Here is a 23,830-nt window from a genome sequence, read left to right as displayed (position 1 = left end):
CAAGTCTGGTTAGCTGCGGGGTCGGACCACCATTCGGTGATCGACTTTTGTTGTCTTGTGCGCCGACTTCCATCTTGCGCTTACCGCCGCTTTCATGCGCGGGGGCGAAGAAATATGATCCCTCATGATGGTTAGCTGTTGAGTTTCTTTCGAGCTCAAGCGCTGAAGTGACCGAGCGCCGCTGCGAGGAAGCGCTCGGCGTTGCCGATGCGGCGCAGGTCGATGGCCCAGCACCAGCCCAGGTAATTGTCCAGATAGCGCGTGGCCACGCCGTTGAAGTGATGGAGCCACCGTTTAAAGCGGCTGTGATAAGCGTTGACGTTTTGAATGTGAATGGCTTCACGTACACGAACGCCCTGGCGCAGGTTGATGCTTTGATGGTCGATGCCTGCCTCGAGCGCGAATTTTTTATAGGCCGCATTGGCGTCGCTCACGAGCAGCACATCGCGCTGCAGTTTTGGCAGCAGGTGGGTGTGCAAGGCGTCGGCTTTGAGGGCGCCGCGCCCGGCAATAAAATCGATGGTGGCGCCGCCCCGGTCGCGCGCCACCACGATATTGACCAGTTGCCTGGATATGCCCCGTTTCGACGCGACGCCGCCGCGCTTGCGAGGCGCTCTGCCCAACGGTGTATTTTCCTGCTGACTTCCCTGCCCGCTTTCCTGATCCTTTTTCGGCCCCTTGTCCTGATCACTTTCCTGCTGATTACTCTGCTGAGTGCTCTGCTGGTTGCTCTGCGGGTTACTCTGCTTCTTACCCTGCCGGTTCCCCTTCTCCGATTCGAGCAAAAACGTCTCGTCGGCCTCGGTGATGCCTTGCAGTGTGGCGGGTCGGTCGAACTTGACCCAGTGCAGGAAGCGGTGGCGCCATCTGAAACTGGTATTGGCGTGTACCTGCACTTTCTCGGCGGCGCTTTTGACGGTGCAGGCCGGGTCGCGCAGGCAATCGCAATACGCGAGCCACTTGCCCTTGAGGCGCAGGCGCGCCAGCGGCGTGCCCGTCAAACCATTGAAGGTTTTTCCACAGGCGCTGCAGCGGTATCGCTGCAGGCCATTGGCGAAGCCGTGGCGGCCGAACTGGCGCGATGCGCAGCGGGGACACGCGCTGCGCGCGCGGGCGATCTGGTCGATCAGCGCGGCGATGCGCTCGCCGTTGACGAGCGCCGACATAAAGCAGCAGACGGCCAGCCTCTGGTGGGTATCAAGAACCTATCCCGGTAGGTCGGAGTCGCTGCTTGCCGGTGCGCCGCTGCGACGCCTGGCAACCGATGGCGGGCCGTCATATATGACTTGCCTCGTCTTCGCATGGCTCGCCATGCGTCATCCTCGCGCCTTGCCCTCGGCTGCCATGCATCGCCTACGCGCACGTCGCAATCCGCTTCCTCCTACCTACCGGGATAGGTTCTAAAGGCGCGCAGCCGGGAGAACAGGCGGGTGAAATTCGGACGGACCTGCTTGCCTTGTGCCATGCTGCTCTCCCATCACCTTGGTGGAGCAGGTTTGACCTCAGCAATTCAAATCGGTTCGGGGTCGCCCCACAGCAAACGGTGAAAGCGCCAAAAATAAGGCCGCTTGTCAGCGCGACTCAGATGACAGATGCATCGAATTTCCAGCCTTGTCATCGGGCACGCCAACGCTGACGGTGGCGGCGACGACGATCGCGCCCCTGCGCTACATTGCCGCGATGCGCTTAGCGCAGCAGTTCGGTCAGCACCCGGCCCTCGGACGCCGCCGGCGGGCGCACCTTGAGCAGGTGCGCCAGGGTGGGCGCCAGGTCGACCACTTCGGCGTACTGGCCGTAGTCGCCCGGCCGGATCCAGCGTTGGCCCATCAGCAGCAGCGGCACATTGGTGTCGTAGGCGTAGGGGGTGCCGTGCGAGGCGCCGGTGCTGCCGCTGCCGAAGAACACATACGGCTTCGTCACCATCATCAGGTCGCCCGACAGCTGGCGGTGCCAGGCGCGCCGCATCAACAGGTCCATGCGGGTGCCGCCGGCGCCGCCGTTCTCGAACTGCGCGCGGGTGTAGACCTGGGCGATGCCGGGCTGCTCGAGCAGGAAGCGCGCCGCCTCGGCTTCGACGGCGGCGCGGGCGATGCCGCGCTGGTCGATCTGCGGGTAATCGAGATACAGGTTCGGCACCGAGGCGATGCGCACCGCCTTCGTCAGGGCGAACCTGGCGCCCAAATGGGCGTTCAGGTCCTCCACCAGCTTTTTCGAGGGGATGCGCATGGCGTCGATGTGGCGCGCCTGCGAAAACTCGGGCGTATTGGTAAAACCATGGTCGGCGGTGAGCACCACCAGAAAATTGTCCTTGCCCAGGCGACCGTCGAGGTAGCTGAAGAAATCGGCCAGCATGCGGTCGAGCCGCTGCAGGTGGTCGTGCGACATCTTGCTCTCGGGGCCGTACTTGTGGTTGACGTAGTCGTGCGCCGACAGGCTCACGCCCAGCAGGTCGGGTACGTCGGCCGGATTGCGGCCCAGGTTTTCGCCGTCGACCGCCGCCTTGGCGAACTCCAGCGTCAGTTCGTCGAGGTAGGGGCTGGTCTTGAGTTTCGCGTAATAGTCGCCGTCGCGGGTGCCGTTCTTGCTGCTCATGGTCAGCGGAAAACGGTTGACCGCCAGTGGGATGGCGTCATCGGGCGCGTCGCCCGCGTAGGCGGCGTCGGCCAGCAGCGGGGTCCAGGCCTTGCCGTAGTAGCGGTCCTGCGGCTTGTCGGCGGCGTAGCGCTGCACCCACGCCGGGTGCGCCGCCATGTAAAAACTGCTGCTGGCGAAATTGCCGCTGCCATCCATGTACATATACGGCGTGCCGGTTTTACCGGCCAGCAGGATGGCGCCGCGGTCCTTGCCCGACACCGTCACCACCTTGGCACGGTTGCCGGTGGCGTAGCGCAGCTGGTCGCCCAGGGTGTCCACCCGCAGGTTCTTCGGCGAGGTGCCATCGCCGGGGCGGGTGCTCTCGCCGATATAGGTGTGGGCGCGGTCTTCGGTGCAGTAGATCGACTGGCCGCTGGCCGGATCGATCCAGTCGTTGCCGATGATGCCGTGCTGGTAGGGGTAGGCGCCCGTCAGCACCGCCGTGTGGCCGATGGCGGTGACGGTGATGCCGTGGGCCTGGTGCGCATTGCTGAACGCGGCGCCGGTCTCGAGCAGGCGCCGAAAGCCGCCCTGGCCGAACTGCTCGCGGTAGCGCTGCAGCTGCTCGTTGGGCAGGCCGTCGACCACCATCACCACGACCAGCTTGGGCCGGGCAGGCGCCGCCACGGCCGGCGGGACGCCCGCCGCCAGCACGGGCGTGAGGACGGCGAAGGACAGCAACAGGGTGACGGCGCGGCGCGGCAGGCGGGCAAAGCGGGGCAAAGAAGTCATCGGGGGCCATGAAAAGTGAACGAAGGGTGCCGCTACCTTAATCGGCGCGCCGCTGCCGGTCAATGCCGGCGTCAGTTCGACGGCTGCGGCTGCGGCAGCGACGCCATCAGGTCGGCAAAGCGCTCGCCCTGGATCATCACATGGTCGCGCGCCAGCCGCGCCGCCAGCTCGCCGTCGCCGCCGACGATGGCCTCGACGAGCACGTCGTGTTCGGCGAACGAGGTGGCCACGCGGTCGCGCACGCGCAACTGCAGGCGGCGGTAAGGGCGCAGGCGGCGCGACAGGGCCAGCGCCTGCTCGATCAGGAACTGGTTGTGGCTGCCGCCGTAGATGGCGTGATGGAACGCTTCGTTCTTGTAATAGTACTCGTCCGGATCGGCGCTCAAGCTGGCCGCCTGGCAATCGCGGTGCACCGCGGCGAGCGCACTGCGCTCGGCCGCGTTCATGCGGCGCGCACCGAGGCGGGCGCACACCGCCTCGAGCTCGGACATCATCTCGAACATCTCGACAAGCTGGCGCGGCCCCAGTTCGGCCACCACGGCGCCGCGGCGCGGACGGATCACCACCAGGCCCATCGAGGCCAGCTGGATCAGGGTTTCACGGATCGGCGTGCGCGAGACGCCATAGCGGGCGGCCAGCTCGGTCTCGTCGAGATGCTGGCCGGGCGCCAGCGTGCCGACGGCGATCAGCTCTTCGATCGACTCGCGTAATTGGGCGGAACGGCTGCTCATGCGGTGGCTCCTGTTTTTGTTGGGAATTGCGCAAATACGCACATGATGCTTGACATTGTATTTTTTAAGTTTAGTCTTGTATACATAAAAAGCCAGGCACAACGATGCCGATGATGACAACCCGTCTTACCGCGTGGTGCACCAGACAACGCTGCGCGGATAACAACATCTTGGAGGATGACAATGACCAATACCGCCCGCCGCACCCTTGTCGGCGCACTCGCCACGAGCCCCTTGTGGATGCACCACGCGTTCGCGCAGACGGCGACGACGCTGAAAATTTCGCACCAGTTCCCCGGCGGCACCGTCGCCGAGGGGGATTTTCGCGACCGCCTGTGCCGCATGTTCGCCGCCGAGGTGGAAAAGCGCAGCAAGGGCGGCCTGAAATTCGAGATCTATCCCGGCTCCTCGCTGATGAAGACGAATGCGCAGTTCTCGGCCATGCGCAAGGGCGCGCTCGACCTGGCGCTGGTGCCGCTGGCCTACGCGGGCGGCGAAGTGCCCGAAGTGAACATCGGCCTGATGCCCGGCCTGGTCACCTCGTACGACCAGGGTTACGGCTGGAAGAACGCCGAAGTGGGCAAGGAACTCAACCGCATCCTGCTGGAAAAGGGCATCGTGCTCATCTCGTGGATCTGGCAGGCCGGCGGGGTCGCCTCGCGCACCAAGGCGATCGTCCACCCGGAAGACGCCAAGGGCATGAAGGTGCGCGGCGGTTCGCGTGAAATGGACCTGATGCTCAAGGCCGCCGGCGCCGCCGTGGTGACGCTGCCGTCGAACGAAATCTACGCCGCCATGCAGACGGGCGCGATGGAAGCGGCGCTCACGTCCTCGACCTCGCTCATTTCCTTCCGCCTCGAGGAGGTGTCGAAGTCGCTCACCACGGGCCGCAATGGCGCCTACTGGTTCATGTTCGAGCCCCTGATGATGTCGAAAGCCGTGTTCGACAAGCTGAGCAAGGAGCAGCAGGCCCTGATCATGACGGTGGGCGCCGAACTGGAAGGCTTTGCCCGCAAGGCGGCCCAGGCCGACGATTCGGCGGTGGCCGCCGTGTATGCCAAGGCCGGCGCCAAGGTGGTCGATTTGAATCCCGACATCGTCAAGAAATGGCAGGCCATCGCGCGCGCCAACGTGTGGAAGGATTACGCCGACAAGAACGCCAATTGCGCCAAGCTGCTGGCGCTGGCCGAGAAGACCCTGTAAAAGGCGCGCCATGAGTCACGGTTTTGATCTCCCGCCGCCCGGCGGCAAGCCTGCGCGTCCGGCGGTGCCCGAGCAGAAGGCGCTGGCCGCTTTTTCGCGCCTGCTCGACGGCTTCAACGCCCTGCTGCTGCGCCTGTCGATGGCGGCGCTGGTGTTTACTGCGCTCATCCTCACCTACTCGGTGGTGGTGCGCTATTTTTTTAAGACCCCCACCGACTGGCAGGATGAAGCGTCGGTGTTCATGCTGGTGGGCGCCACCTTCTTCTGCACCGCTTACGTGCAGTCCTTCCGTGGCCACATCGGCATCGAGGCCCTGTCGTCGCTGTTGCCCGCGCGCGTGAACGCGGTGCGACTGTTCATCGTCGACCTGGTGTCGTGCCTGTTCTGCGCCTTCTTTTCGTGGAAGTCGTGGGCCTTGTGGCATGAAGCGTGGGTCGACGGCATGACCACCTCGTCGACCTTCGCGCCGCCCTTGTGGATCCCCTACGCCATGATGGCCTTCGGCATGAGCGTGCTGACCCTGCAAATCCTGGTGCAGGTACTGACCCACCTGACCAACACCCGCGCACCGGCCCCGGACGCGATGAAGACGCACCCTGAACGGAGCCTGCCATGAGTCCCCTCACCCTGGGCGCCCTGTACGGCGTCGTCACCCTGATCGTCATGTTTTCCGGCATGCCGATCGCCTTCGCGCTGGGCGTGGTGGCCACCGGCTTCATGTATGTGTTCATGCCGGCGTCCTCGCTCGACACCGTCACCCAGAACGTCTACGAAGAGATGGCCTCGATCACCCTGCTGTCGATCCCCCTGTTCATCCTCAAGGGGGCGGCGATCGGCAAGTCACCGGCCGGCAAGGACCTGTACTCGGCCATCCACACCTGGCTGCACAAGGTGCCGGGCGGGCTGGGCATCGCCAATGTGTTCGCCTGCGCGCTGTTCGCCGCCATGGCCGGCTCCTCGCCCGCCACCTGCTCGGCGATCGGCTCGGCCGGCATTCCCGAAATGCGCCGGCGCGGCTATTCGCCCGGCTTTGCCGCCGGCATCATCGCCGCCGGCGGCACGCTGGGCATCCTGCTGCCGCCGTCGATCACCATGATCCTGTACGCGGTGGCGGCCGAACAGTCGCTGGGGCGCCTGTTTTTGGCCGGGATCGGCCCCGGCATGCTGCTCGTGGGCCTGTTCGCCGGCTACGCCGTCTACCGTGCCCGCAAGGAGTACGCGCTGGCCAAGGCCGTCTATGAAGGGGGCGGCGTCAAGTCGGCCTACCTCGAGACCGAGCACTACACGCTGCGTGAAAAAGTCGAAATGCTGCCGCGCGTGCTGCCCTTCGTGATCCTGCTGATCGGCGTGATGGTGGCGCTGTATGGCGGTTACGCGACGCCGTCGGAAACGGCGGGCCTGGGCGCGCTGCTGGCGATGGTATTGATCGCCATCGTCTACCAGGTCTGGCGTCCGCGCGACCTGGCGCCCATCCTGACCTCGACCATCAAGGAGTCGACCATGCTGCTGCTGATCATCGGCATGTCGCTGTTCTACTCCTACGTGATGAGCTACCTGCACATCAGCCAGTCGGCGGCGCAATGGGTCGTCGACATGCACCTGTCGCGCTGGCTGCTGCTGGCGGTGATCCTGCTGATGGTGATCGTGTTCGGCTTTTTCCTGCCACCCGTGTCGATCATCCTGATGACGGCGCCGATCATTCTGCCGCCCCTGAAAGCGGCCGGCTTCGACCTGATCTGGTTTGGCATCGTCATGACGGTGGTGATGGAAATGGGCCTGATCCATCCGCCCGTGGGCCTGAACATCTTCGTCATAAAAAACATCGCGCCCGACATCCCCTTGAAGGATGTGATCTGGGGCGTGATGCCGTTTGTCGGCCTGATGTTCGTCGCCGTGATCCTGTTATGCCTGTTTCCCAGCATCGCCACCAGCCTGCCCAACCTTCTGATGGGGGCCAAATGAAACAGTGGAACACGCTGGCGCAAAATCGCCAGGCCCGCCTGGCGCGCGCCGGCGCCATACTGGCCGGCGCCACAGACGCCAAGGTGGTGCCGGCCGCGCGCCTGGCCGACCTGCTCTACAGCGTGATCGAGTGCGGCGACCGGGTCTGCCTGGAAGGGAACAACCAGAAGCAGGCCGACTTCCTGGCGCGCGCGCTGGCCGCGCTCGACCCGGCGCGCATCAACCACCTGCACATGCTGCAATCGGTGCTGGCCCTGCCCGAGCACCTCGACGTGTTCGAGCGGGGCGTCGCCGACCGCCTCGACTTTTCCTTCTCCGGCCCGCAGGCGGGACGGGTGGCGCGCCTGGTCGCCGCCGGCCAGCTCAATATCGGCGCCATCCACACCTACCTCGAACTGTTTGCCCGCTATTTCATCGACCTGGCGCCGCGCGTGTGCCTGGTGGCGGCCGAAGCGGCCGACCGTCACGGCAACCTGTATACGGGACCGAACACGGAAGACACCCCGGCCATCGTCGAAGCGACCGCCTTCAAGAACGGCATCGTGATCGTCCAGGTCAACCGCATCGTTGACGTGCTGCCGCGCGTCGACATTCCCGGCGACTGGGTCGACTTCGTCGTCGCCTCGCCCGATCCCTACTACATCGAGCCGCTGTTTACCCGCGATCCCGCCCTCATCTCGGAAATCCAGGTGTTGATGGCGATGATGGCGATCAAGGGCATCTACGCCGAATACGGCGTGCAGCGCCTCAATCACGGCATTGGCTTCGACACCGCCGCCATCGAGCTGCTGCTGCCCACTTACGCCGAGTCGCTCGGTCTGAAGGGGCAGATCTGCCGCCACTGGGCCTTGAACCCCCACCCGGCCCTCATTCCCGCCATCGAGGCCGGCTTCATCGACACCGTCCACTCGTTCGGCTCCGAGTTGGGCATGGAAGAATACATCCGCGCCCGCCCCGACGTGTTCGCCGTCGGCCCCGATGGCAGCATGCGCAGCAACCGCGCCCTGTGCCAGGCGGCCGGCCACTACGCCTGCGACATGTTCATCGGTTCGACCCTGCAGATCGACATGCAGGGCAATTCCTCGACCGCCACCGTGGGCCGTATCGCCGGCTTCGGGGGCGCCTCGAACATGGGCGCCGACGCGCGCGGACGCCGTCACGCCAGCCCCGCCTGGCTCAAGGCGGGCGAGCAGGCCCGGCGCGGCAGCGGCCAGATCCCGCGCGGCCAGAAGCTGGTGGTGCAGATCGTCGAAACCTTCCGCGAACACATGCAGCCGGCCTTTGTCGACCGTCTCGACGCGTGGGAACTGGCCGAGCAGGCCGGCTTCGCCATCCCGCCCGTGATGATCTACGGCGACGACGTCACCCACATCCTCACCGAAGAAGGCATCGCCAACCTGCTGCTGTGCCGTGGCGAGGAAGAACGCGAACAGGCCATTCGCGGCGTGGCCGGCTACACCGCCGTCGGCCTGGCGCGCGACAGGCGCATGGTGGAAAACCTGCGCGACCGCGGCATCATCACCCGCCCCGAAGACCTCGGCATCGACAAGCGCGACGCCAGCCGCGACCTGCTGGCGGCCCGTAACATGAAAGACCTGGTGCGCGCGTCGGGCGGCTTGTACGAGCCACCGCGCCGTTTCAGGAACTGGTAAGGTACACACCATGGAAACCCTGCATTACCGTTTTGAGCACGGCCACCGTGCGCTGCCCGCCACCAGCGCCGCCGTGCTGGTCGGCGTGGTCGGCTCCGGCAACCTCGAAGTGCTGGTCGAGGCGGCGCCGCTGGACGGCGCCTGCGCCATCGACATCACCACCGCCGCGGTCGGCTTCGGCGCCACCTGGCAGGCCGTGGTCGACGATTTCCAGCAGCGCTGGTCGCTGGCCGACGCGCGCATCGCCATCAATGACATGGGCGCCACCCCGGCGGTGGTCAGCCTGCGCCTGGACCAGGCGCTGGAAAACCTGCTGGGAGGGGCGCCATGACGGCCGCACTGCACACACACGCCAGCTACCTCGAGGCGAGCGCCCGCCAGCGCATCGAGCGCCTGTTCGACAGCGGCAGCTTTACGGAATTCTTGCCGCCGTCGGCGCGCGTGACCAGCCCCCACCTGGGCCAGCTGGACGCCCCGGTGGCCTTCGACGACGGCGTCGCCGTCGGCCGCGCGCGCCTTAATGGCGCGGCCGTGCTGGTGGCCGCCCAGGAAGGCGGCTTCATGGGCGGTGCCGTCGGTGAAGTCCATGGCGCCAAGCTGGTCGGACTGCTGCGCCGCGCCGTGCGCGAGCAGGCCCCGGCCGTGATATTGCTGCTCGAATCGGGCGGCGTGCGCCTGCACGAAGCCAACGCCGGCCTGATCGCCGTCTCCGAAGTCATGCGCGCCGTGCTCGACGCCCGTCACGCCGGGGTGTTCGTGCTGACCCTGGCGGGCGGCGCCAACGGCGTGTTCGGCGGCATGGGCATCGTCGCCCGCTGCACCAACAGCGTCATCATGTCGGAGGAAGCCAGGCTGGCCATGTCCGGCCCCGAAGTGATCGAAACGGCCGCCGGCGTGGAAGAATTCGACGCCCGCGACCGCGCGCTCGTGTGGCGCACCACCGGCGGCAAGCACCGCTACCTGCTGGGCGATTGCCAGCACCTGGTGGCCGACAGCATCGCCGCCTTCCGCGCCGCCGCCAGCGCCGCCGTCGAGGCGGCAAGCAGCACGGCCAGCGCGCTGACGCTGGCCGGCCTGGAGGCGGAGCAGGCGCTCCTGAGCGCACGCATCGAGCACTTCGGTGGCGCGCGCGACCCCATCGACATCTGGCGCGCGCTGGGCGTGGCGCGCCCGCAAGCACTGCCGCTGATGGAGGCGGACGAATTTGTCGCCGCCGTCGAAGGCGTGCGCCTGGGAGCGCGGCCATGAGCGTCAACACCGCCATCGACTGGCAAAGCGTTGCCAGCGCCCTGTTCCCGGCCGGCCACACGATCGTCGAGCGCGATCATTTCCTCAGCGGCGAAGGCCGGCTGGCAGACGCGCTCACCACGTGCGCCGTGGTCGGCACCACCGGCCACGCGCCGATCGGCGTTGAAATCGCGCTGGCCCAGGCGCGGGCCATCCTGGCGGTGGTGCGCACGCACCCGGGCCGGCCGATCCTGCTGCTGATCGACACGCAAGGCCAGCGCCTGCGCCATCGCGACGAAATGTTGGGCATTAACAGTTACATGGCCCACCTGGGCAAATGCGTGGACCTGGCGCGCCGGCACGGCCATGCCATCGTCGGCCTGGTGTACGACCAGGCGCTGTCGGGCGGTTTTATCACCAGCGGCTTGATGGCGGACGGCTGCTACGCGCTGGCCGGCGCCACCATCCGCGTGATGGGCCTGCCGGCAATGGCACGCATCACCAAGGTACCCGAAGCGCGCCTGGCCGAACTGGCCGTCGACAACCCCGTGTTCGCGCCCGGCCCGGAAAACTATGTGCGCATGGGCGGCCTGCAGCAGATCTGGACGGGCGACCTGGCGCAGCACCTGGTCGACGCGCTGGCCGCGACGCCTGCCGGCGACCTGCGCGCCGTGCTGGGCCAGGCCCGTGGCGGGCGCCTGCTGGCCCAGCGCGTGATCGACGCCATCGTGGCGGGGGACGATGTTCTCGCGCCATGAACTGCTGTATCTGACGGCCGACGGCTGGGCCCGGGCGCTGGCGGCGCCCGGCGCAGACTCCGCGCTGCTCGGACCCTGGCGGGAGAACGACTGGCCGCTGGTGGTGCGCCGGCGCGAGCCGGGCAGCGGCGCCGACACGGTCAGCCTGGGCCTGCCCGCCCCACCGGCCGCGGACGGCGCCAGGCGCCGCTTCGCCTGCACCGTGCCAGTGGCCGCGGTGGCGCGCCGGCAGGCGCCGCTGGCGCTGGCGGCCATCGTCGCCTCGGCGCCGGCGCACTGGCAGGGCGCCCTTGCCGCCGTGCTCGCCGACGGCGGGCACGATGGCGCGCCGCCGTTACAGGTGTTCGGCTCGTGCGCCATGCAGGCACTGACAGGGCAATCGTATGTGGGGCCGGCGTCGGACATTGACCTGCTGCTGGAGCTGACCACGCTGGCCCAGCTCGACGCGGGCCTGGCCCTGATGGGCCGCCACAGCGCCGCCCTGCCCCTCGATGGCGAACTGGTGTTTCCGGCCGGCGATGCCGTCTCGTGGAAAGAGTGGGCGAGCGGCGCCGACCAGCGCGTGCTCGTCAAGTCCGTCGATGCGGTGCGCCTGCTGCCGAAGGCGCAGTTGCGGGCGCGCTTGCAGGCGCCATGACGACGCCGTCGACCTCAATTCGCAAGGCGGCTTCGATGGCGCCAGCCGTGGCCGTCCGCATGGACGGGGAGACGGCGCGGCTGGCGCTCGCCTGCCTGCACGCCGAACTGCTGCTGTACCCGAAGCCGGGGCTGGTCTCGCCCGTCGACAATGGCAGCCACACCGACATGAACGCCGCCACCTTCATGCGCAGCCTGCTCTCCTTGCGTCACTATTTTGCCGCCATCTGCCGCGCCGGCGCGGCCGACGCGCCGTTTGCCGAACTGCGCCAGCTGGGCGTGCTGGCCGAGCGCCGCATGCTGCTCGCCACGGGCGGCATCAACACCCACCGCGGCGCCATCTTTTGCCTGGGCCTGTTGTGCGCCGCCCACGGCCGCCTGCGTGCACAAGGCCAGGCGGTCGATGCCGCCGCCCTGCGCGCGACGCTGCTGCGCTGCTGGGGCGGCGCGCTGGCGGCGCATGCAAGCGTCATCAGTTCAGCGGCCACCACCACCGGCCCCGCCAGCCACGGCGCGCTGGTGGCCCACCGCCACGCCGCCGCCGGCGCCCGCGAGGAAGCGGCGCTGGGCCTGCCGTCGGTGTTCGAGGTGGGCTTGCCCGCCCTGCACGGCGCCCTGCGCGCGGGCCGGCCCATGCAGGCGGCCCGCACCGACGCCCTGTTCGCCCTGATGGCCCACATCAGCGACACCAATGTGCTGTACCGGGGTGGCGCCGGCGGCGCCGCGCTGGTGCGCCGCACGGCGCGCGCCTTCATCGACGCCGGCGGCACCGCGCACCCGGACTGGCTGGCCAGCGCCGTCGCCGCCCATCGCAGTTTTGTGCGCCGGCGCCTCTCGCCCGGCGGCGCGGCCGACCTGCTGGCGGCGACCTGCTTCGTGCACGCCGTGCTGCCATGAGCGCGCGCCTGTTGCTGTTGTGCCCGGGCCAGGGCGGCCAGCACGAAGGCATGAACGACCTGGTGCTGGCCGAGGGCGAAGGCCAGCCTGGCGCCGCCCTGCTGGGCGCGCTCACCGTGCCCGCCGGCAGCCTGTTCGAGAACCGCGTGGCGCAGCCGGCGGTGGTGGCGGCGACGCTGGCGATGTGGCAGTCCTTGCAGCCGCGCCTGGCCCGCCTGCGCCTGGCGCCGGCGCTGGTGGCCGGCTACAGCGTGGGCGAATTGTCGGCCTATGGCGTAGCCGGCGCCTTCGATGGCGCCACCACCGTCGCCCTGGCCGGCGCGCGCGCGGCGCTGATGGACGCCGCCGCCGCGGCCGGCCACGCCCACACGCTGGCCGCGATTGGCGGCCTGGCGCTGGCGCAGGCGGGCGCACTGGCGGCGCGGCACGGCTTTGCGATTGCCATCATCAATGGCCACGACAGCTGCGTGGTCGGTGGCCCGACGGCGCAGCTGGCCGCGCTGGCATCGCAGCTGACGCTGGTGGGCGCTCGCCTGCAGGCGCTGCCGGTGACGGTGGCGGCGCATACGCCGCTGCTGGCAGGCGCCGTGGCGCCGTTCGCCGCGCTGCTGGAACACACCGCGTTCGCCCCCCTTCTTTGCCCCGTGCTGTGCGGCGTCGACGCCGTGCCCGTGTTTGGCGCGCACGAGAAGGCGCGCGCGGTGGACGCGCTGGCGCGCCAGCTGGCCGCCACCATCGACTGGGCCGGCTGCATGGACGCCGCTGCCGAGGCAGGCATGACGATCGCCCTCGAACTCGGTCCCGGCGCGGCACTGTCGCGCATGCTGCAGGCGCGCCATCCCCACATCGCCTGCCGCTCGGTGGCCGAGTTTCGCAGTCTCGACGGCGTCGAAGCGTGGATCGCGCGCCAGACCGGGCGCGCGTGAAGGCCAGCCGGCTTAAAATAGCGACTACCACAAATTAAGGAGACAATCATGCACGGTGTGACTTACTGGATCGCCCAGTTCCTGCTGGCGGCCGCTTCGATGTTCGTCATCCTGGTGGTGCTTGACCTGGCCGGCGGCGCCACCCTGGCAGCGAGCTGGCAGATGTCGGCGGCCTATGCGCTGGCGCTGGGGGCGATTTTTACGGGCATGCGTTATAGCCGCTCGCGGCGCCCCTGAGCGGGTCGGTTCAGCCGCCCGTCACGGGCGGGAAAAATGCCAGTTCGGCGCCCGCTTCGACCACCTGCTCGGGCCCGCACATGGCCTGGTTGTAGGCCGTGCGCAGGGTTTTTTCGGCGCCCAGGGCATCCGCCCAGATGCCGCCCCGGCTGGCCAGGTGGGCGCGGATGGCGCCGACCGTGACGACGCCGTCGGGGATGGTGGCCATTTCGTGGGAGATGTCGAGCGTCTCGCGCACGCTGGCAAAATAACGCAGCTTGATGTTCATGAGGGGCCTAGTGCAGCAGTTCGCTGAAGGGGATGAAGCGGACCAGGTCGCCCGCGGCGATGGTCTGGCCGGGTGGATTGTCGATCAGGCCGTCGGCCCATACCGTCGAGGTGAGCACGCCCGAGCCCTGGTTGGGGAACAAGTCAAGGCCGCCCGCGTCGTTGATGCGCGCGCGCAGAAATTCATTGCGCCTGTCCGCCTTGGGCCAGGCGAAATCGGCGCGCATGGTGAAGGCGCGCGCCGGCGCAGGCGCCGCCTGCCCCTGCAGGCGCAGAATAAACGGGCGCACGAACAGCATGAACGTGATCAGGCTCGAGACGGGGTTGCCGGGCAGGCCGATGAAAAAGGCGCTGTCGCCCTGTTTTTTGTCGCCATGTGCTTTGTCGACTTCGCCGAAGGCCAGCGGTTTGCCGGGCTTGACGGCGATCTGCCACATGGCCAGGCGCCCTTCCGCTTCCACCGCCGGCTTGATGTGGTCTTCCTCGCCCACCGACACGCCGCCCGAGGTGATGATCAGGTCATTGTCGGCGGCCGCCGCGCGCAAGGTGGCGCGGGTGGCGGCCAGGGTGTCGGGCACGATGCCGAAATCGGCAATCTGGCAGCCCAGGTTTTCCAGCAGCGCGCGCAGGGTGAAGCGGTTGGAGTTGTAGATGGCGCCGGGCGCGAGCACCCCGCCCGGCGCTTCGCCCGGCATGGTCAGCTCGTCGCCCGTGAAAAACACCGCCACCCGCAAGGGCCGCAGCACCGGCAGGCTGGCCAGCCCCACCGAGGCGGCCAGCCCCAGCTCCTGGCTGCGCAATCGCGTGCCGGCCGGCAGGATGGTGGCGCCTTCGACGATGTCTTCGCCGGCGCGGCGGATCCATTCGCCTGCCTGCGGCGCGTGGCGCACGGTGACGCTGCCGTCGTCGTGCGCTTCGCACTGCTCCTGCATCACCACCGCGTCGGCGCCGGGCGGAATCATGGCGCCGGTGAAGATGCGCGCGGCGCAGCCCGCTGCCAGCGGCGCGCCCACCTGGCCGGCGGGAATGCGCTGGCTCACCGTCAGGCGCGCGGCGCCACTGGCGCAATCGGCCGCGCGCACGGCGTAGCCGTCCATCTGGGTGTTGTCGGCCGACGGCACGTTGATGGTCGAGGCCTGGTCCGCCGCCAGCACGCGGCCGTTGGCGGCCAGCGTGGCCACGATTTCACTTTGCGTGAGCGGGCGCACGGCGGCCAACAGCAGCGCGAGGGCGTCATGCACGCTGAGCATGGCGGGACGGGGGGCGGGCGTGTTCATGCTAGAGCCCCGTGTGGGCGGCGATGTAGGCCTTCATCTGCGCCACGTCGGTCGTCATCAGGGTGAACTTTTGCGGCAGCGACTCGAGGTCCTCGAAACCGGCCGGACGGGCGGCGTCCTGGCCCAGCGCTTCGAGGATGGTCTCGTTGAATTTCGCCGCCAGCGCCGTCTCCAGCACGATCATCGGCACGCCCGGCTGGGCAAACTTGCGGGCGACGAACACGCCGTCGGCCGTGTGCGGGTCGATGGCGATGTCGTAGTCGTCCTGCACGTCGCGGATGGTGGCGACGCGGTCGGCGTGGGTCGAGCGGCCCGACTGGAAGCCGAATTGGGCGACGCGCGTCCACTCGTCGCCGTCGCTGCCCGGCTTGCCGGACAAATCGAAGCCGCCGGCCGTTTCCACCTGGTGAAACAGCGCGCGCACGCGGGCCGCGTCCTGGCCCACCAGGTCGTAGATGAAGCGCTCGAAGTTGGACGCTTTCGAGATGTCCATCGACGGGCTGCTGGTGTGGTAGGTTTCGCTCGAGCGGCGCACGCGGTACACGCCGGTGCGGAAAAACTCGTCGAGCACGTCGTTTTCGTTGGTGGCGGCGACCAACTTGTCGATCGGCAGGCCCATCATGCGGGCGATGTGGCCGGCGCAGATATTGCCGAAGTTCCCCGACGGGACCGTGAACGACACCTTCTGGCTGTTAGCGGTGGTGGCGGCCAGGTAGCCGCGGAAGTAGTAGACCACCTGCGCGACCACGCGCGCCCAGTTGATCGAGTTGACGGTGCCGATTTTTTGCGTGCGCTTGAACGGCAGGTCGTTCGATACCGCCTTGACCATGTCCTGGCAGTCATCGAACACGCCCTTGATGGCGATATTGTAGATATTCTCGTCCTGCAGGCTGAACATTTGCGCGGTCTGGAAGGCGCTCATTTTCTTGTGCGGCGAAAGCATGAACACGCGGATGCCCTGCTTGCCGCGCATGGCGTATTCGGCGGCGCTGCCGGTGTCGCCCGAGGTGGCGCCAAAAATATTCAGGTGCGCGCCGTCCTTGGCCAGCGCGTGCTCGAACAGGTTGCCCAGCAATTGCATCGCCATGTCCTTGAACGCCAGCGTGGGGCCGTTCGACAGCGCCTGCAGCAGCAGCGACTTGTCGCCGTCCTGCTCGAGCACCCGCACGGGGGTGATCTCGGCGGCGCGCTCGCCGTCGCGCACGTTGCGGTAGACGGCGGCGGTGTAGGTCTTGCTGGTGAGCGCCTTGAGCTCGGCCTTGGGAATGTCGGTGGCGAACTTGCGCAGGATTTCATAGGCCAGGTCGGCGTACGAGAGCGCGCGCCAGGCCGACAGTTCGGCGTCGCTGACCTGCGGGTAGGTCAATGGCAGGTACAGGCCGCCGTCGGGGGCCAGGCCACCGAGCAGGATGGCGGAAAAGTCTTGGGTGTCGGCCTTGGAAGCGGCGCGGGTAGAGACATATTGCATGCTGGTGGAGTCCGTCGTCTGCGAATCGAGCGATTATTATAAGGCGACGGACGTTTTTCCGGCAAAGCGCGGACGGGGGCGGCGCCTGGCCGCCTAGCAGGCGGCGTGATTGACGGTGACGACGTGGATGGCCAGCCCGCCCAGCGAGGTTTCCTTGTACTTGTTGTGCATGTCGGCGCCCGTCTGGCGCATCGTCTCGATGACCGAGTCGAGGCTGACGAAGTGGGTGCCGTCGCCCTTCAGGGCCAGCGAGGCGGCGGTGATGGCCTTGATGGCGCCCATGCCATTGCGCTCGATGCAGGGGATCTGCACCAGCCCGCCGATCGGGTCGCACGTCATGCCCAGGTGGTGCTCGATGCCGATCTCGGCGGCGTTCTCGATCTGCTCGTTGGTGCCGCCCAGCGCCGCCACCAGCCCGGCCGCGGCCATCGCGCAGGCCACCCCGACTTCCCCCTGGCAGCCCACTTCGGCGCCCGAGATCGACGCATTGCGCTTGCACAGCATGCCGATCGCCGCCGAGGTGAGCATGAATTCACGCACGCCCCGCACCGGGTCGCTGGGACGGCAGTCCTCGGCGTAGTAGCGCAGCACGGCCGGAATGATGCCGGCAGCGCCATTGGTGGGCGCCGTGACGACGCGCCCGCCGGCGGCATTCTCCTCGTTGACGGCCATCGCGTACAGGCTGACCTGGTGCACGGCGTCGTGCGGCAGGTCGTTGGCGCGGTTGTCGCCATGCCTGGCGTCTTCCGACTGCTTCCACAGGTTGGCCGCGCGCCGCTTGACGTTGAGGCCACCTGGCAGCTGGCCGCCCGTGACCAGGCCATGGGCGATACAGTCGCGCATCACCTGCCAGATCTTGTCGATGCCGGCGTCGAGCACCGCGTCCGCGTGGCGCACGCGCTCGTTCTCGCGCAGCATCTGCGGGATGCGCTTGCCGCTGGCGCGGCCGTGGGCGAGCAGCTCGTCCATGGTGTCGAAGGGGAATGGCACGCTGCATTGTTCGCCCGCCCCCTGGCGCGCCTGCGCTTCACCGGCGGCGTGAATAAAGCCGCCGCCGACCGAATAGAACACCCGTTCGATGATGCTGCCGTCGACCAGGGTGAGGGTAAAGCGCATGCCGTTGGGATGCTCCGGCAGCGCCGAATCGCGGTGCCAGAGGATGCCCGTGCGGGCGCTGAACGGCACCTGCTTCGTGCCCAGCAGGGCCAGGCGGCCATCGAGTTCGACTTCGGCCAGCAGGTCCTCGACCCGGTCCGGATCGACGTCCTGCGGGGTTTCCCCCATCAGGCCGAGGATCACCGCCTTGTCGGTGGCGTGGCCGATGCCGGTCAGCGCCAGCGAGCCATACAGCGCCACCTCGACGCCGGCGACCCGTTCCAGGTCGCCCGCCTCGAGCAGGAAGCGGCGCGCCGCCACCATCGGCCCCACCGTGTGCGAGCTCGATGGCCCGATGCCGATCTTGAAAAGATCGAATACGCTCATGTCCATTGAAAAGTCTCCCTGATGCTGGTTCTGATGGATGGCCGGGCGGCCCGTTCAGGCGCCCTGGCTGATGTCGATATGCTTCAACATGTCAGCGACCATGGCGGCGGTACCGACCGCCGCCTGCCAGCCCCAGTCGGCGCTGGCGACACTGTCGTCCAGGCTTTGCGGCCAGGTCGCGGCAATCGCCTGGCGGCTGTCGGGGGTGTAGGTGATGGAAAAGCCGGGGCGCTGGCGGACGATCTCCTCGGCCAGTTCGCGCGGATTGAACGACACCCCGGCGACGTTGTAGGACGAGCGCACCTTGACGCTGTCGGCCGGGGCGTCCATCAGTTCGATGGTGGCGCGGATGGCGTCGGGCATGTAGATCATGGGCAGCGTGGTCTCCTCGGACAGGAAACAGTCGTAGGTCTGGTTCTTCAGGGCCGCGTGGAAGATCGCGATGGCGTAATCGGTGGTGCCGCCGCCCGGTGGCGACTTGTAGCTGATGATGCCGGGGTAGCGGATCGAGCGGACGTCGACGCCGTACTTCGTGTAATAGTACTCGCACAGGCGCTCGCCGGCCAGCTTGCTGATGCCGTAGATCGTGGTCGGGTCCATCACCGTGTACTGCGGGGTGGCTTGCGGCGGCGTGTTCGGGCCGAAGGCGGCGATCGACGAGGGCCAGAACACCCGCAGCGGCTTGCCCGCTTCGCCCCGCTCGCGCGCCACTTCCAGAATATTGAGCAGGCCGTCCATGTTCAGCGTCCAGGCTTTCAGGGGCGCCTGTTCGCCGGTGGCCGACAGCAGCGCCGCCAGCTGGTAGACCTGGGTGATGGCTTCGTCGGCGACCAGTTGCGCCAGCGCCGCCTTGTCGAGCACGTCGAGGCGCAGGTAGCGCTCGGCGCCATATACATTGGTGGCGCCGATGTCGGAGGCGATGACGTTCTGGGCGCCGTGCTGGCGCGCCAGCGCGCCAACCAGTTCACTGCCGATTTGGCCATTGGCGCCGATGATGAGAATACGTTGCATGCGTGTTGTACCTGTTTTCTGGAATTATTGGGGTGTCGCTGGCGGCAGGATGCCCAGCTCGCGGCCGGCCTGCTCGAACGCCTGCAGTACCGTGTCGAGTTGCGCGCGGGTGTGCGCCGCCGACAGCTGCACGCGCACGCGCGCCTGGCCCATCGGCACCACCGGGTAGAAAAAGCCCGACAGCAGCACGCCCAGTTCGTACATGCGGGCGGCAAATTTTTGCGCCAGCGGCGCTTCGAACAGCATCACCGGCACCACCGGGTGGATGCCCGGCTTGATGGTGAAGCCCAGCTGCGTGATCTGCTGGCGGAAGTAGGCGGTGTTCTCGTGCAGGCGGTCGCGCAGTTCGGTCGAGGCGCGGATGCGCTTGAGCACCGACAGCGAGGCGCCGGCGATATTTGGCGCCAGCGTGTTGGAGAACAGGTAGGGACGCGACTTCTGGCGCAGCATGTCGATCACTTCCTTGCGCGCGGCGGTAAAGCCGCCCATGGCACCGCCGAGCGCCTTGCCCAGGGTGCCGGTAATGATGTCGATGCGGCCCATCACGTTGTGGTGCTCGTGGGTGCCGCGCCCGGTCTTGCCCATGAAGCCGGAGGCGTGGCATTCGTCGATCATCACCAGCGCGCCGTAGCGGTCGGCCAGGTCGCAGATTTCGTCGAGCCGGGCGATCGTGCCGTCCATCGAAAAGGCGCCGTCGGTGGCGATGACGATGTGGCGCTTGCCGGCCGCGCGCGCGCTTTGCAGCTGCGTTTCGAGGTCGGCCATGTCGTTGTTGGCATAGCGGTAGCGCGCCGCCTTGCACAGGCGGATGCCGTCGATGATCGAGGCGTGGTTGAGGGCGTCCGAGACGATCGCGTCGTTTTCATCGAACAGGGGCTCGAACAGGCCGCCGTTGGCGTCGAACGCGGCAGCGTACAGGATGGTGTCTTCCATGCCGAGGAAGTCGGCGATGGCGCGCTCGAGTTCCTTGTGCACGGTCTGGGTGCCGCAAATGAAGCGCACCGACGACAGGCCGTAGCCGAATTGCTCGGTCGCCTCGATCGACGCTTGCTGGGTCTGCAGGTCGCCGGCCAGGCCAAGATAGTTGTTGGCGCACATATTAATCAGGTGGCGGCCATCCGCGCCCACCACTTCGGCGCCCTGGCGCGAGGCCAGCACCCGTTCCGGCTTGTACAGGCCCTGTTCGCGCAAGGCGTCCAGTCCCGTTTGCAGGCCGCTGAAAAAGCTGTCTTTCGATTGCACGCTCATGCTGATCCCTCGTAGAGTTGGTTGGTGGAGCGGCCGGCTTGACCGGCGCTCGGGGTATGCTGTACCGTCGCGAGTATTGTACGTTTTATGGCAAAGTTCGTTGAATCTGCCGAAATCCGTTATGTCGAACTAAAATTCAATATAATGGATATTACCCAAGCGAGCAGGACTTGGCAAGCATTAGTGCCTTCAGTCACGCTCGCTGGTTTGCTGCTTTGCCCCCACCGAGACCGCCGCCACGATGAATCCCAGCCCTTCCCTGTCCGCCGCGCCCCTTGCCGCCACCAATGCGCCGCCGGAAGTGGGCGCCACCTTGCAGCGCCTGCGCCTGGCGCGCGGGCTGACCCTGGAAGACCTGTCGCGCATAGCCGGGGTGTCAAAGTCGATGTTATCGCAAATCGAGCGTGAGAAAGCCAATCCCACCATCGCCATCACCTGGCGCCTGGCCAATGCGCTGGGGGTGGCGATCGGCGAACTGCTGACGGCGCAAACGCGCGAGGTCGAGCCGATCCGCGTGCTTGACGCCCACGAAACCCCGACCCTGCCGGGCAACCACGCCGGTTACGTGCTGCGCATCCTCGGCCCCATGGACCTGGCCGGCAAGTACGAATGGTATGAACTGACGCTGGCGCCGGGGGGCGAACTGGCCTCGCAGGCGCACGATCCCGGCACCGGCGAACACCTGACGGTGCTGCATGGCGCGGTCGAACTGGAAGTGGGATCGGTCAGAAAAAAAATCAAGAACGGCGCCACCGCCCGCTACCTGGCCGACCAGGACCACGTGATCCGCAACGCCGGCAAGACCGAGGCCAAGGCGCTGCTGGTGGTGGTGCACCGCTAGCAGCCTGTCGGGCTTAGGGAGTCATAGCGAAAAAATAGCTGGGCGAGGACAGATTTTGACGATTTCGCAGTGTCAATAGCGAGCTATTGACCGAGAAAGCGGCGAAATATGGCCCGTCCCAGGTATTTTTGCAGCTGACGATCCTAAGTCCGACAGGCTGCTAGTGCTGCCAGTCAGGCGGCGCCCTGCCCCTTGCGGCCGACGGCGACGCCGATCACCAGCATGGCGCAGCCCACCCCGGCGAAGGCCGGCAGGGGCGTGATGGCGGCGGCGACAAAAAACATCAGGCCGGACGCAATGAGCAGGCGCCCGGCGATGGTGTTACTTTTCTTCCCGATTTTCATGGTGATTTCCCGGTTTTAGCCCATCACAGCGGGATCGGCCAGTCCAGCCCCGATCCCGCCCGCGCTTCTTTACTGCGCCGCCACCTTGGCCGGCACGTCCATGTTCAGGGCGCGCGTCAGAAAGCCCCAGCGGTCGGCCACTTCCTCGATCTGCTTGTCGGTCGGTTTGCCGGCGCCATGACCGGCCTTGGTGTCGATGCGGATGATCACCGGATTGCCCGACGCCTGCGCGGCCTGCGCGGCGGCGGCAAACTTGAAGCTGTGCGCCGGCACCACGCGGTCGTCGTGATCGGCCGTGGTGACCATGGTGGCGGGCAGGCAGGCGCCCGCTTTCAGGTTGTGCAGGGGCGAGTACTTGTAGAGCGCCTTGAACTGTTCGGCGTCATCCGAGGAGCCGTAGTCGCTGACCCAGGCCCAGCCGATGGTAAACTTTTGAAAGCGCAGCATGTCCATCACGCCCACCTGGGGAATCGCCGCGCCGAACAGTTCGGGGCGCTGGGTGATGGCCGCACCCACCAGCAGGCCACCATTGCTGCCGCCGCCGACGGCCAGCTTGGCCGGCGAGGTGACCTTGTTGGCGATCAGCCATTCGGCCGCGCCGATGAAGTCGTCGAACACATTCTGCTTTTGCAGCTTGGTGCCGGCGTCATGCCAGGCTTCGCCGTACTCGCCGCCGCCGCGCAGATTGGCCAGCACGTAGACGCCGCCCATTTCCATCCACGCGATATTGGCCGCCGAGAAGGCGGGCGTGAGCGAAATATTGAAGCCGCCGTAGCCGTACAGGTAGGTGGGATTGCTGCCGTCGCGCTTCAGGCCCTTTTTCGAGACGATGAACATCGGCACCTTGGTGCCGTCGCGGCTGGTGAAGAACTGCTGGCGCGTTTCGTAGGCGGCGGGATCGAAATCTACCTTTGGCTGGCGCAGCACGCTGGACGCGCCCGATGCCAGGTCGAGCCGGTAGATCGTCGCCGGCGTGGTGAAGCCCGTGTAGGAATAGAAGGTCTCCTTGTCGCCTTTCTTGCCGCCGAAGCCGGACACCGAGCCCAGGCCCGGCAGCGCCATTTCGCGCAGCGCCTTGCCGTCGCGGCCGAATACTTTGACCATGCTGTGGGCGTCGGCCAGGTACTGGGCGACGAACTGGCGGTTGAGCATCGACACCGATTGCAGCGTCTGTTCGCTTTCCGGCACCAGGGTTTTCCACTGTTTCTCATGCGGCCGGGCCAGGTCGATGGCGACCAGGCGCTTGCGCGGGGCGCCATTGTCGGTGGTGAAGTAGAACAGCGCGCCATCGTTGTCGACGAAGTGGTAGCCGGCGTCGAAGCGATCGAGCAGCGCCGTCACCGCGCCGGCCGGTTTGTTCAGGTCCTTGATGAAGACGGCGTTGGTGCGCGCGCTGCCGTTCGAGGCGCTGATCAACAGGTAGCGGCCATCGTCGGTGACCTGGGCGCTGAGCAGCCAGGCTTTTTGATCGGGGCGCTGGTAGACCAGGGTGTCGGCAGACTGCGGCGTGCCCACCAGGTGGTAATACACCTTGTGGTTGAAGTTGGCGTCGGCCAGCTTGGTGGCCTCGTTCGGCTCGTCGTAGCGGCTGTAGAAGAAGCCCTTGCCGTCGCGCGTCCAGGCGGTCGAGGAAAACTTGACCCACTTGATGACGTCGCCGTTATCGGCGCCGCTGGCGATGTCGCGCACGCGCCACTCGTTCCAGTCCGAGCCGGAAGCCGAGGTGCCGTAGGCGAGCAGCTTGCCGTCCGGGCTCACGGCGGTGCCCGACAGCGCCACCGTGCCATCGGCGGACAGGGTGTTCGGGTCGAGCAGCACGCGCGGCGTGTCGCTGATCTTGTTCATGGTGTAGAGCACCGACTGGTTCTGCAGGCCGTCGTTGCGGCTGTAGAAGTAGCGGCCGCCTTCCTTGTAGGGCACGCTGTAGCGCTCGTAGTTCCACAGGGCGGTCAGGCGCTGCTTGATGGCCGCGCGCGCGGGAATCTGGCCCAGGTAGGCTTGCGTGACCAGGTTCTGGGCGTCCACCCACTGCTTGGTGTCGGCGCTGTTGGCGTCCTCAAGCCAGCGGTAGGGGTCGGCGACGACGGTGCCATGGTAGGAGTCGGTCTGGTCGACTTTTTTACTGACCGGGTAGGTCAGCGGCGCGAGCGCGCCGGGCGACGGCGGGCAGGTCTGGGCCAGCGCATTGGCGCCGAAGGTCGCCAGCAGGGTCACTGCCAGCGAAGCATGCTTGATATGCATATGAACTCTCGAAGAAGCGTAGACGGAAGGCCCGGTTGTTGAGCCAATCCGATTCT

The 23,830-nt window shown here is 67.1% G+C and carries 23 protein-coding genes; 12 read left to right on the top strand and 11 right to left on the bottom strand.

Features of this window, described 5'->3' with window-relative positions:
• Positions 1 to 155 precede the first annotated feature (155 nt).
• The 3 genes from ACP7EY_RS06515 to ACP7EY_RS06505 all read right to left on the bottom strand — a co-directional run bounded on the left by ACP7EY_RS06515 (position 156) and on the right by ACP7EY_RS06505 (position 4,097).
• Positions 156 to 1,166 carry an IS1595 family transposase gene (locus tag ACP7EY_RS06515; RefSeq protein ID WP_426191673.1) on the bottom strand — a complete coding sequence of 337 codons (1,011 nt, stop codon included), beginning with the start codon at positions 1,164 to 1,166 and terminating at the stop codon, positions 156 to 158.
• A 520-nt stretch (positions 1,167 to 1,686) separates the two neighbouring features.
• Positions 1,687 to 3,366: an alkaline phosphatase family protein gene (locus tag ACP7EY_RS06510; protein ID WP_426191671.1), complete on the bottom strand. Its 1,680-nt coding sequence runs from the start codon at positions 3,364 to 3,366 to the stop codon at positions 1,687 to 1,689.
• Between the two features lie 71 nt (positions 3,367 to 3,437).
• Positions 3,438 to 4,097, bottom strand: coding sequence for a GntR family transcriptional regulator (locus ACP7EY_RS06505; RefSeq protein WP_426191669.1), 660 nt, complete (start codon positions 4,095 to 4,097; stop codon positions 3,438 to 3,440).
• Positions 4,098 to 4,280: 183 nt separating this feature from the next.
• Here ACP7EY_RS06505 and dctP point away from each other — a divergent pair, with 183 nt between their 5' ends.
• The 11 genes from dctP to ACP7EY_RS06450 are packed head-to-tail and all read left to right on the top strand — an operon-like array spanning position 4,281 to position 13,595.
• Positions 4,281 to 5,300 (top strand): TRAP transporter substrate-binding protein DctP, encoded by a 1,020-nt coding sequence (dctP, locus tag ACP7EY_RS06500; protein ID WP_426191668.1) that lies wholly within the window; start codon positions 4,281 to 4,283, stop codon positions 5,298 to 5,300.
• Between the two features lie 10 nt (positions 5,301 to 5,310).
• Complete coding sequence (locus tag ACP7EY_RS06495; protein WP_426191666.1) at positions 5,311 to 5,916, top strand: TRAP transporter small permease; 606 nt, start codon at positions 5,311 to 5,313, stop codon at positions 5,914 to 5,916.
• On the top strand, positions 5,913 to 7,262 hold the full coding sequence (locus ACP7EY_RS06490) for a TRAP transporter large permease (protein ID WP_426191664.1): 1,350 nt from the start codon (positions 5,913 to 5,915) through the stop codon (positions 7,260 to 7,262). Before ACP7EY_RS06495 ends, ACP7EY_RS06490 begins: the two co-directional genes overlap by 4 nt.
• Complete coding sequence (gene mdcA / locus ACP7EY_RS06485) at positions 7,259 to 8,914, top strand: malonate decarboxylase subunit alpha (protein ID WP_426191662.1); 1,656 nt, start codon at positions 7,259 to 7,261, stop codon at positions 8,912 to 8,914. Before ACP7EY_RS06490 ends, mdcA begins: the two co-directional genes overlap by 4 nt.
• Before the next feature lie 10 nt (positions 8,915 to 8,924).
• Positions 8,925 to 9,245: a malonate decarboxylase acyl carrier protein gene (gene mdcC, locus ACP7EY_RS06480; protein ID WP_426191660.1), complete on the top strand. Its 321-nt coding sequence runs from the start codon at positions 8,925 to 8,927 to the stop codon at positions 9,243 to 9,245.
• Complete coding sequence (locus tag ACP7EY_RS06475; protein WP_426191659.1) at positions 9,242 to 10,162, top strand: biotin-independent malonate decarboxylase subunit beta; 921 nt, start codon at positions 9,242 to 9,244, stop codon at positions 10,160 to 10,162. The genes mdcC and ACP7EY_RS06475 overlap by 4 nt, the downstream gene beginning before the upstream one ends.
• A gap of 14 nt (positions 10,163 to 10,176) precedes the next feature.
• Entirely contained in the window at positions 10,177 to 10,899 is a 723-nt protein-coding gene (locus tag ACP7EY_RS06470; protein WP_426191683.1) for a biotin-independent malonate decarboxylase subunit gamma, read from the top strand.
• Complete coding sequence (gene mdcG / locus ACP7EY_RS06465; RefSeq protein ID WP_426191657.1) at positions 10,883 to 11,536, top strand: malonate decarboxylase holo-[acyl-carrier-protein] synthase; 654 nt, start codon at positions 10,883 to 10,885, stop codon at positions 11,534 to 11,536. The genes ACP7EY_RS06470 and mdcG overlap by 17 nt, the downstream gene beginning before the upstream one ends.
• 35 nt (positions 11,537 to 11,571) lie before the next feature.
• A complete protein-coding gene (gene mdcB, locus ACP7EY_RS06460; RefSeq protein WP_426191655.1) occupies positions 11,572 to 12,432 on the top strand; it encodes a triphosphoribosyl-dephospho-CoA synthase MdcB in 861 nt (286 codons plus the stop codon).
• Entirely contained in the window at positions 12,429 to 13,358 is a 930-nt protein-coding gene (locus ACP7EY_RS06455; protein WP_426191653.1) for an ACP S-malonyltransferase, read from the top strand. Before mdcB ends, ACP7EY_RS06455 begins: the two co-directional genes overlap by 4 nt.
• 48 nt (positions 13,359 to 13,406) lie before the next feature.
• Positions 13,407 to 13,595, top strand: a complete 189-nt coding sequence (locus ACP7EY_RS06450) for a hypothetical protein (RefSeq protein WP_426191651.1) — start codon at positions 13,407 to 13,409, stop codon at positions 13,593 to 13,595.
• Between the two features lie 10 nt (positions 13,596 to 13,605).
• Here the strand turns inward: ACP7EY_RS06450 and moaD are convergent, their stop codons facing one another.
• The 6 genes from moaD to kbl form a co-directional block, all read right to left on the bottom strand.
• Complete coding sequence (gene moaD, locus ACP7EY_RS06445) at positions 13,606 to 13,863, bottom strand: molybdopterin converting factor subunit 1 (protein WP_426191649.1); 258 nt, start codon at positions 13,861 to 13,863, stop codon at positions 13,606 to 13,608.
• A 7-nt stretch (positions 13,864 to 13,870) separates the two neighbouring features.
• Positions 13,871 to 15,139 (bottom strand): gephyrin-like molybdotransferase Glp, encoded by a 1,269-nt coding sequence (glp, locus tag ACP7EY_RS06440; RefSeq protein WP_426191647.1) that lies wholly within the window; start codon positions 15,137 to 15,139, stop codon positions 13,871 to 13,873.
• Position 15,140: 1 nt separating this feature from the next.
• On the bottom strand, positions 15,141 to 16,607 hold the full coding sequence (gene thrC / locus ACP7EY_RS06435) for a threonine synthase (protein WP_426191645.1): 1,467 nt from the start codon (positions 16,605 to 16,607) through the stop codon (positions 15,141 to 15,143).
• Between the two features lie 93 nt (positions 16,608 to 16,700).
• Positions 16,701 to 18,095 carry an L-serine ammonia-lyase gene (locus ACP7EY_RS06430; RefSeq protein ID WP_426191643.1) on the bottom strand — a complete coding sequence of 465 codons (1,395 nt, stop codon included), beginning with the start codon at positions 18,093 to 18,095 and terminating at the stop codon, positions 16,701 to 16,703.
• Between the two features lie 48 nt (positions 18,096 to 18,143).
• The gene (locus ACP7EY_RS06425; protein WP_426191641.1) at positions 18,144 to 19,100 is read right to left on the bottom strand and encodes an NAD-dependent epimerase/dehydratase family protein; all 957 of its coding nucleotides are present in this window, start codon (positions 19,098 to 19,100) and stop codon (positions 18,144 to 18,146) included.
• A 24-nt stretch (positions 19,101 to 19,124) separates the two neighbouring features.
• The gene (gene kbl / locus ACP7EY_RS06420; RefSeq protein ID WP_426191639.1) at positions 19,125 to 20,348 is read right to left on the bottom strand and encodes a glycine C-acetyltransferase; all 1,224 of its coding nucleotides are present in this window, start codon (positions 20,346 to 20,348) and stop codon (positions 19,125 to 19,127) included.
• A 241-nt stretch (positions 20,349 to 20,589) separates the two neighbouring features.
• Here kbl and ACP7EY_RS06415 point away from each other — a divergent pair, with 241 nt between their 5' ends.
• Positions 20,590 to 21,189 carry a helix-turn-helix domain-containing protein gene (locus tag ACP7EY_RS06415; protein WP_426191637.1) on the top strand — a complete coding sequence of 200 codons (600 nt, stop codon included), beginning with the start codon at positions 20,590 to 20,592 and terminating at the stop codon, positions 21,187 to 21,189.
• A gap of 173 nt (positions 21,190 to 21,362) precedes the next feature.
• On the opposite strand, the gene ACP7EY_RS06410 is transcribed toward ACP7EY_RS06415, so the two are convergent.
• Entirely contained in the window at positions 21,363 to 21,533 is a 171-nt protein-coding gene (locus ACP7EY_RS06410) for a hypothetical protein (RefSeq protein WP_426191636.1), read from the bottom strand.
• Positions 21,534 to 21,602: 69 nt separating this feature from the next.
• Positions 21,603 to 23,774 (bottom strand): prolyl oligopeptidase family serine peptidase, encoded by a 2,172-nt coding sequence (locus ACP7EY_RS06405; protein ID WP_426191634.1) that lies wholly within the window; start codon positions 23,772 to 23,774, stop codon positions 21,603 to 21,605.
• Positions 23,775 to 23,830: the final 56 nt, after the last annotated feature.

Origin of the sequence: Massilia sp. DWR3-1-1, from assembly GCF_049898325.1 — a bacterium.
Taxonomy (GTDB): Bacteria; Pseudomonadota; Gammaproteobacteria; order Burkholderiales; family Burkholderiaceae_D; genus JAFCUW01.
This window is presented reverse-complemented; position numbering and strand designations above follow the sequence as displayed.

What these genes read in the sequence shown, in the direction of transcription:
- ACP7EY_RS06515 (WP_426191673.1), bottom strand. Translation starts at nt 1,166, where the DNA reads ATGTCGGCGCTCGTCAACGGCGAGCGCATCGCCGCGCTGATCGACCAG.
- ACP7EY_RS06510 (WP_426191671.1), bottom strand. Translation starts at nt 3,366, where the DNA reads ATGACTTCTTTGCCCCGCTTTGCCCGCCTGCCGCGCCGCGCCGTCACC.
- ACP7EY_RS06505 (WP_426191669.1), bottom strand. Translation starts at nt 4,097, where the DNA reads ATGAGCAGCCGTTCCGCCCAATTACGCGAGTCGATCGAAGAGCTGATC.
- dctP (WP_426191668.1), top strand. Translation starts at nt 4,281, where the DNA reads ATGACCAATACCGCCCGCCGCACCCTTGTCGGCGCACTCGCCACGAGC.
- ACP7EY_RS06495 (WP_426191666.1), top strand. Translation starts at nt 5,311, where the DNA reads ATGAGTCACGGTTTTGATCTCCCGCCGCCCGGCGGCAAGCCTGCGCGT.
- ACP7EY_RS06490 (WP_426191664.1), top strand. Translation starts at nt 5,913, where the DNA reads ATGAGTCCCCTCACCCTGGGCGCCCTGTACGGCGTCGTCACCCTGATC.
- mdcA (WP_426191662.1), top strand. Translation starts at nt 7,259, where the DNA reads ATGAAACAGTGGAACACGCTGGCGCAAAATCGCCAGGCCCGCCTGGCG.
- mdcC (WP_426191660.1), top strand. Translation starts at nt 8,925, where the DNA reads ATGGAAACCCTGCATTACCGTTTTGAGCACGGCCACCGTGCGCTGCCC.
- ACP7EY_RS06475 (WP_426191659.1), top strand. Translation starts at nt 9,242, where the DNA reads ATGACGGCCGCACTGCACACACACGCCAGCTACCTCGAGGCGAGCGCC.
- mdcG (WP_426191657.1), top strand. Translation starts at nt 10,883, where the DNA reads ATGTTCTCGCGCCATGAACTGCTGTATCTGACGGCCGACGGCTGGGCC.
- mdcB (WP_426191655.1), top strand. Translation starts at nt 11,572, where the DNA reads ATGGCGCCAGCCGTGGCCGTCCGCATGGACGGGGAGACGGCGCGGCTG.
- ACP7EY_RS06455 (WP_426191653.1), top strand. Translation starts at nt 12,429, where the DNA reads ATGAGCGCGCGCCTGTTGCTGTTGTGCCCGGGCCAGGGCGGCCAGCAC.
- ACP7EY_RS06450 (WP_426191651.1), top strand. Translation starts at nt 13,407, where the DNA reads ATGCACGGTGTGACTTACTGGATCGCCCAGTTCCTGCTGGCGGCCGCT.
- moaD (WP_426191649.1), bottom strand. Translation starts at nt 13,863, where the DNA reads ATGAACATCAAGCTGCGTTATTTTGCCAGCGTGCGCGAGACGCTCGAC.
- glp (WP_426191647.1), bottom strand. Translation starts at nt 15,139, where the DNA reads ATGAACACGCCCGCCCCCCGTCCCGCCATGCTCAGCGTGCATGACGCC.
- thrC (WP_426191645.1), bottom strand. Translation starts at nt 16,607, where the DNA reads ATGCAATATGTCTCTACCCGCGCCGCTTCCAAGGCCGACACCCAAGAC.
- ACP7EY_RS06430 (WP_426191643.1), bottom strand. Translation starts at nt 18,095, where the DNA reads ATGGACATGAGCGTATTCGATCTTTTCAAGATCGGCATCGGGCCATCG.
- ACP7EY_RS06425 (WP_426191641.1), bottom strand. Translation starts at nt 19,100, where the DNA reads ATGCAACGTATTCTCATCATCGGCGCCAATGGCCAAATCGGCAGTGAA.
- kbl (WP_426191639.1), bottom strand. Translation starts at nt 20,348, where the DNA reads ATGAGCGTGCAATCGAAAGACAGCTTTTTCAGCGGCCTGCAAACGGGA.
- ACP7EY_RS06415 (WP_426191637.1), top strand. Translation starts at nt 20,590, where the DNA reads ATGAATCCCAGCCCTTCCCTGTCCGCCGCGCCCCTTGCCGCCACCAAT.
- ACP7EY_RS06410 (WP_426191636.1), bottom strand. Translation starts at nt 21,533, where the DNA reads ATGAAAATCGGGAAGAAAAGTAACACCATCGCCGGGCGCCTGCTCATT.
- ACP7EY_RS06405 (WP_426191634.1), bottom strand. Translation starts at nt 23,774, where the DNA reads ATGCATATCAAGCATGCTTCGCTGGCAGTGACCCTGCTGGCGACCTTC.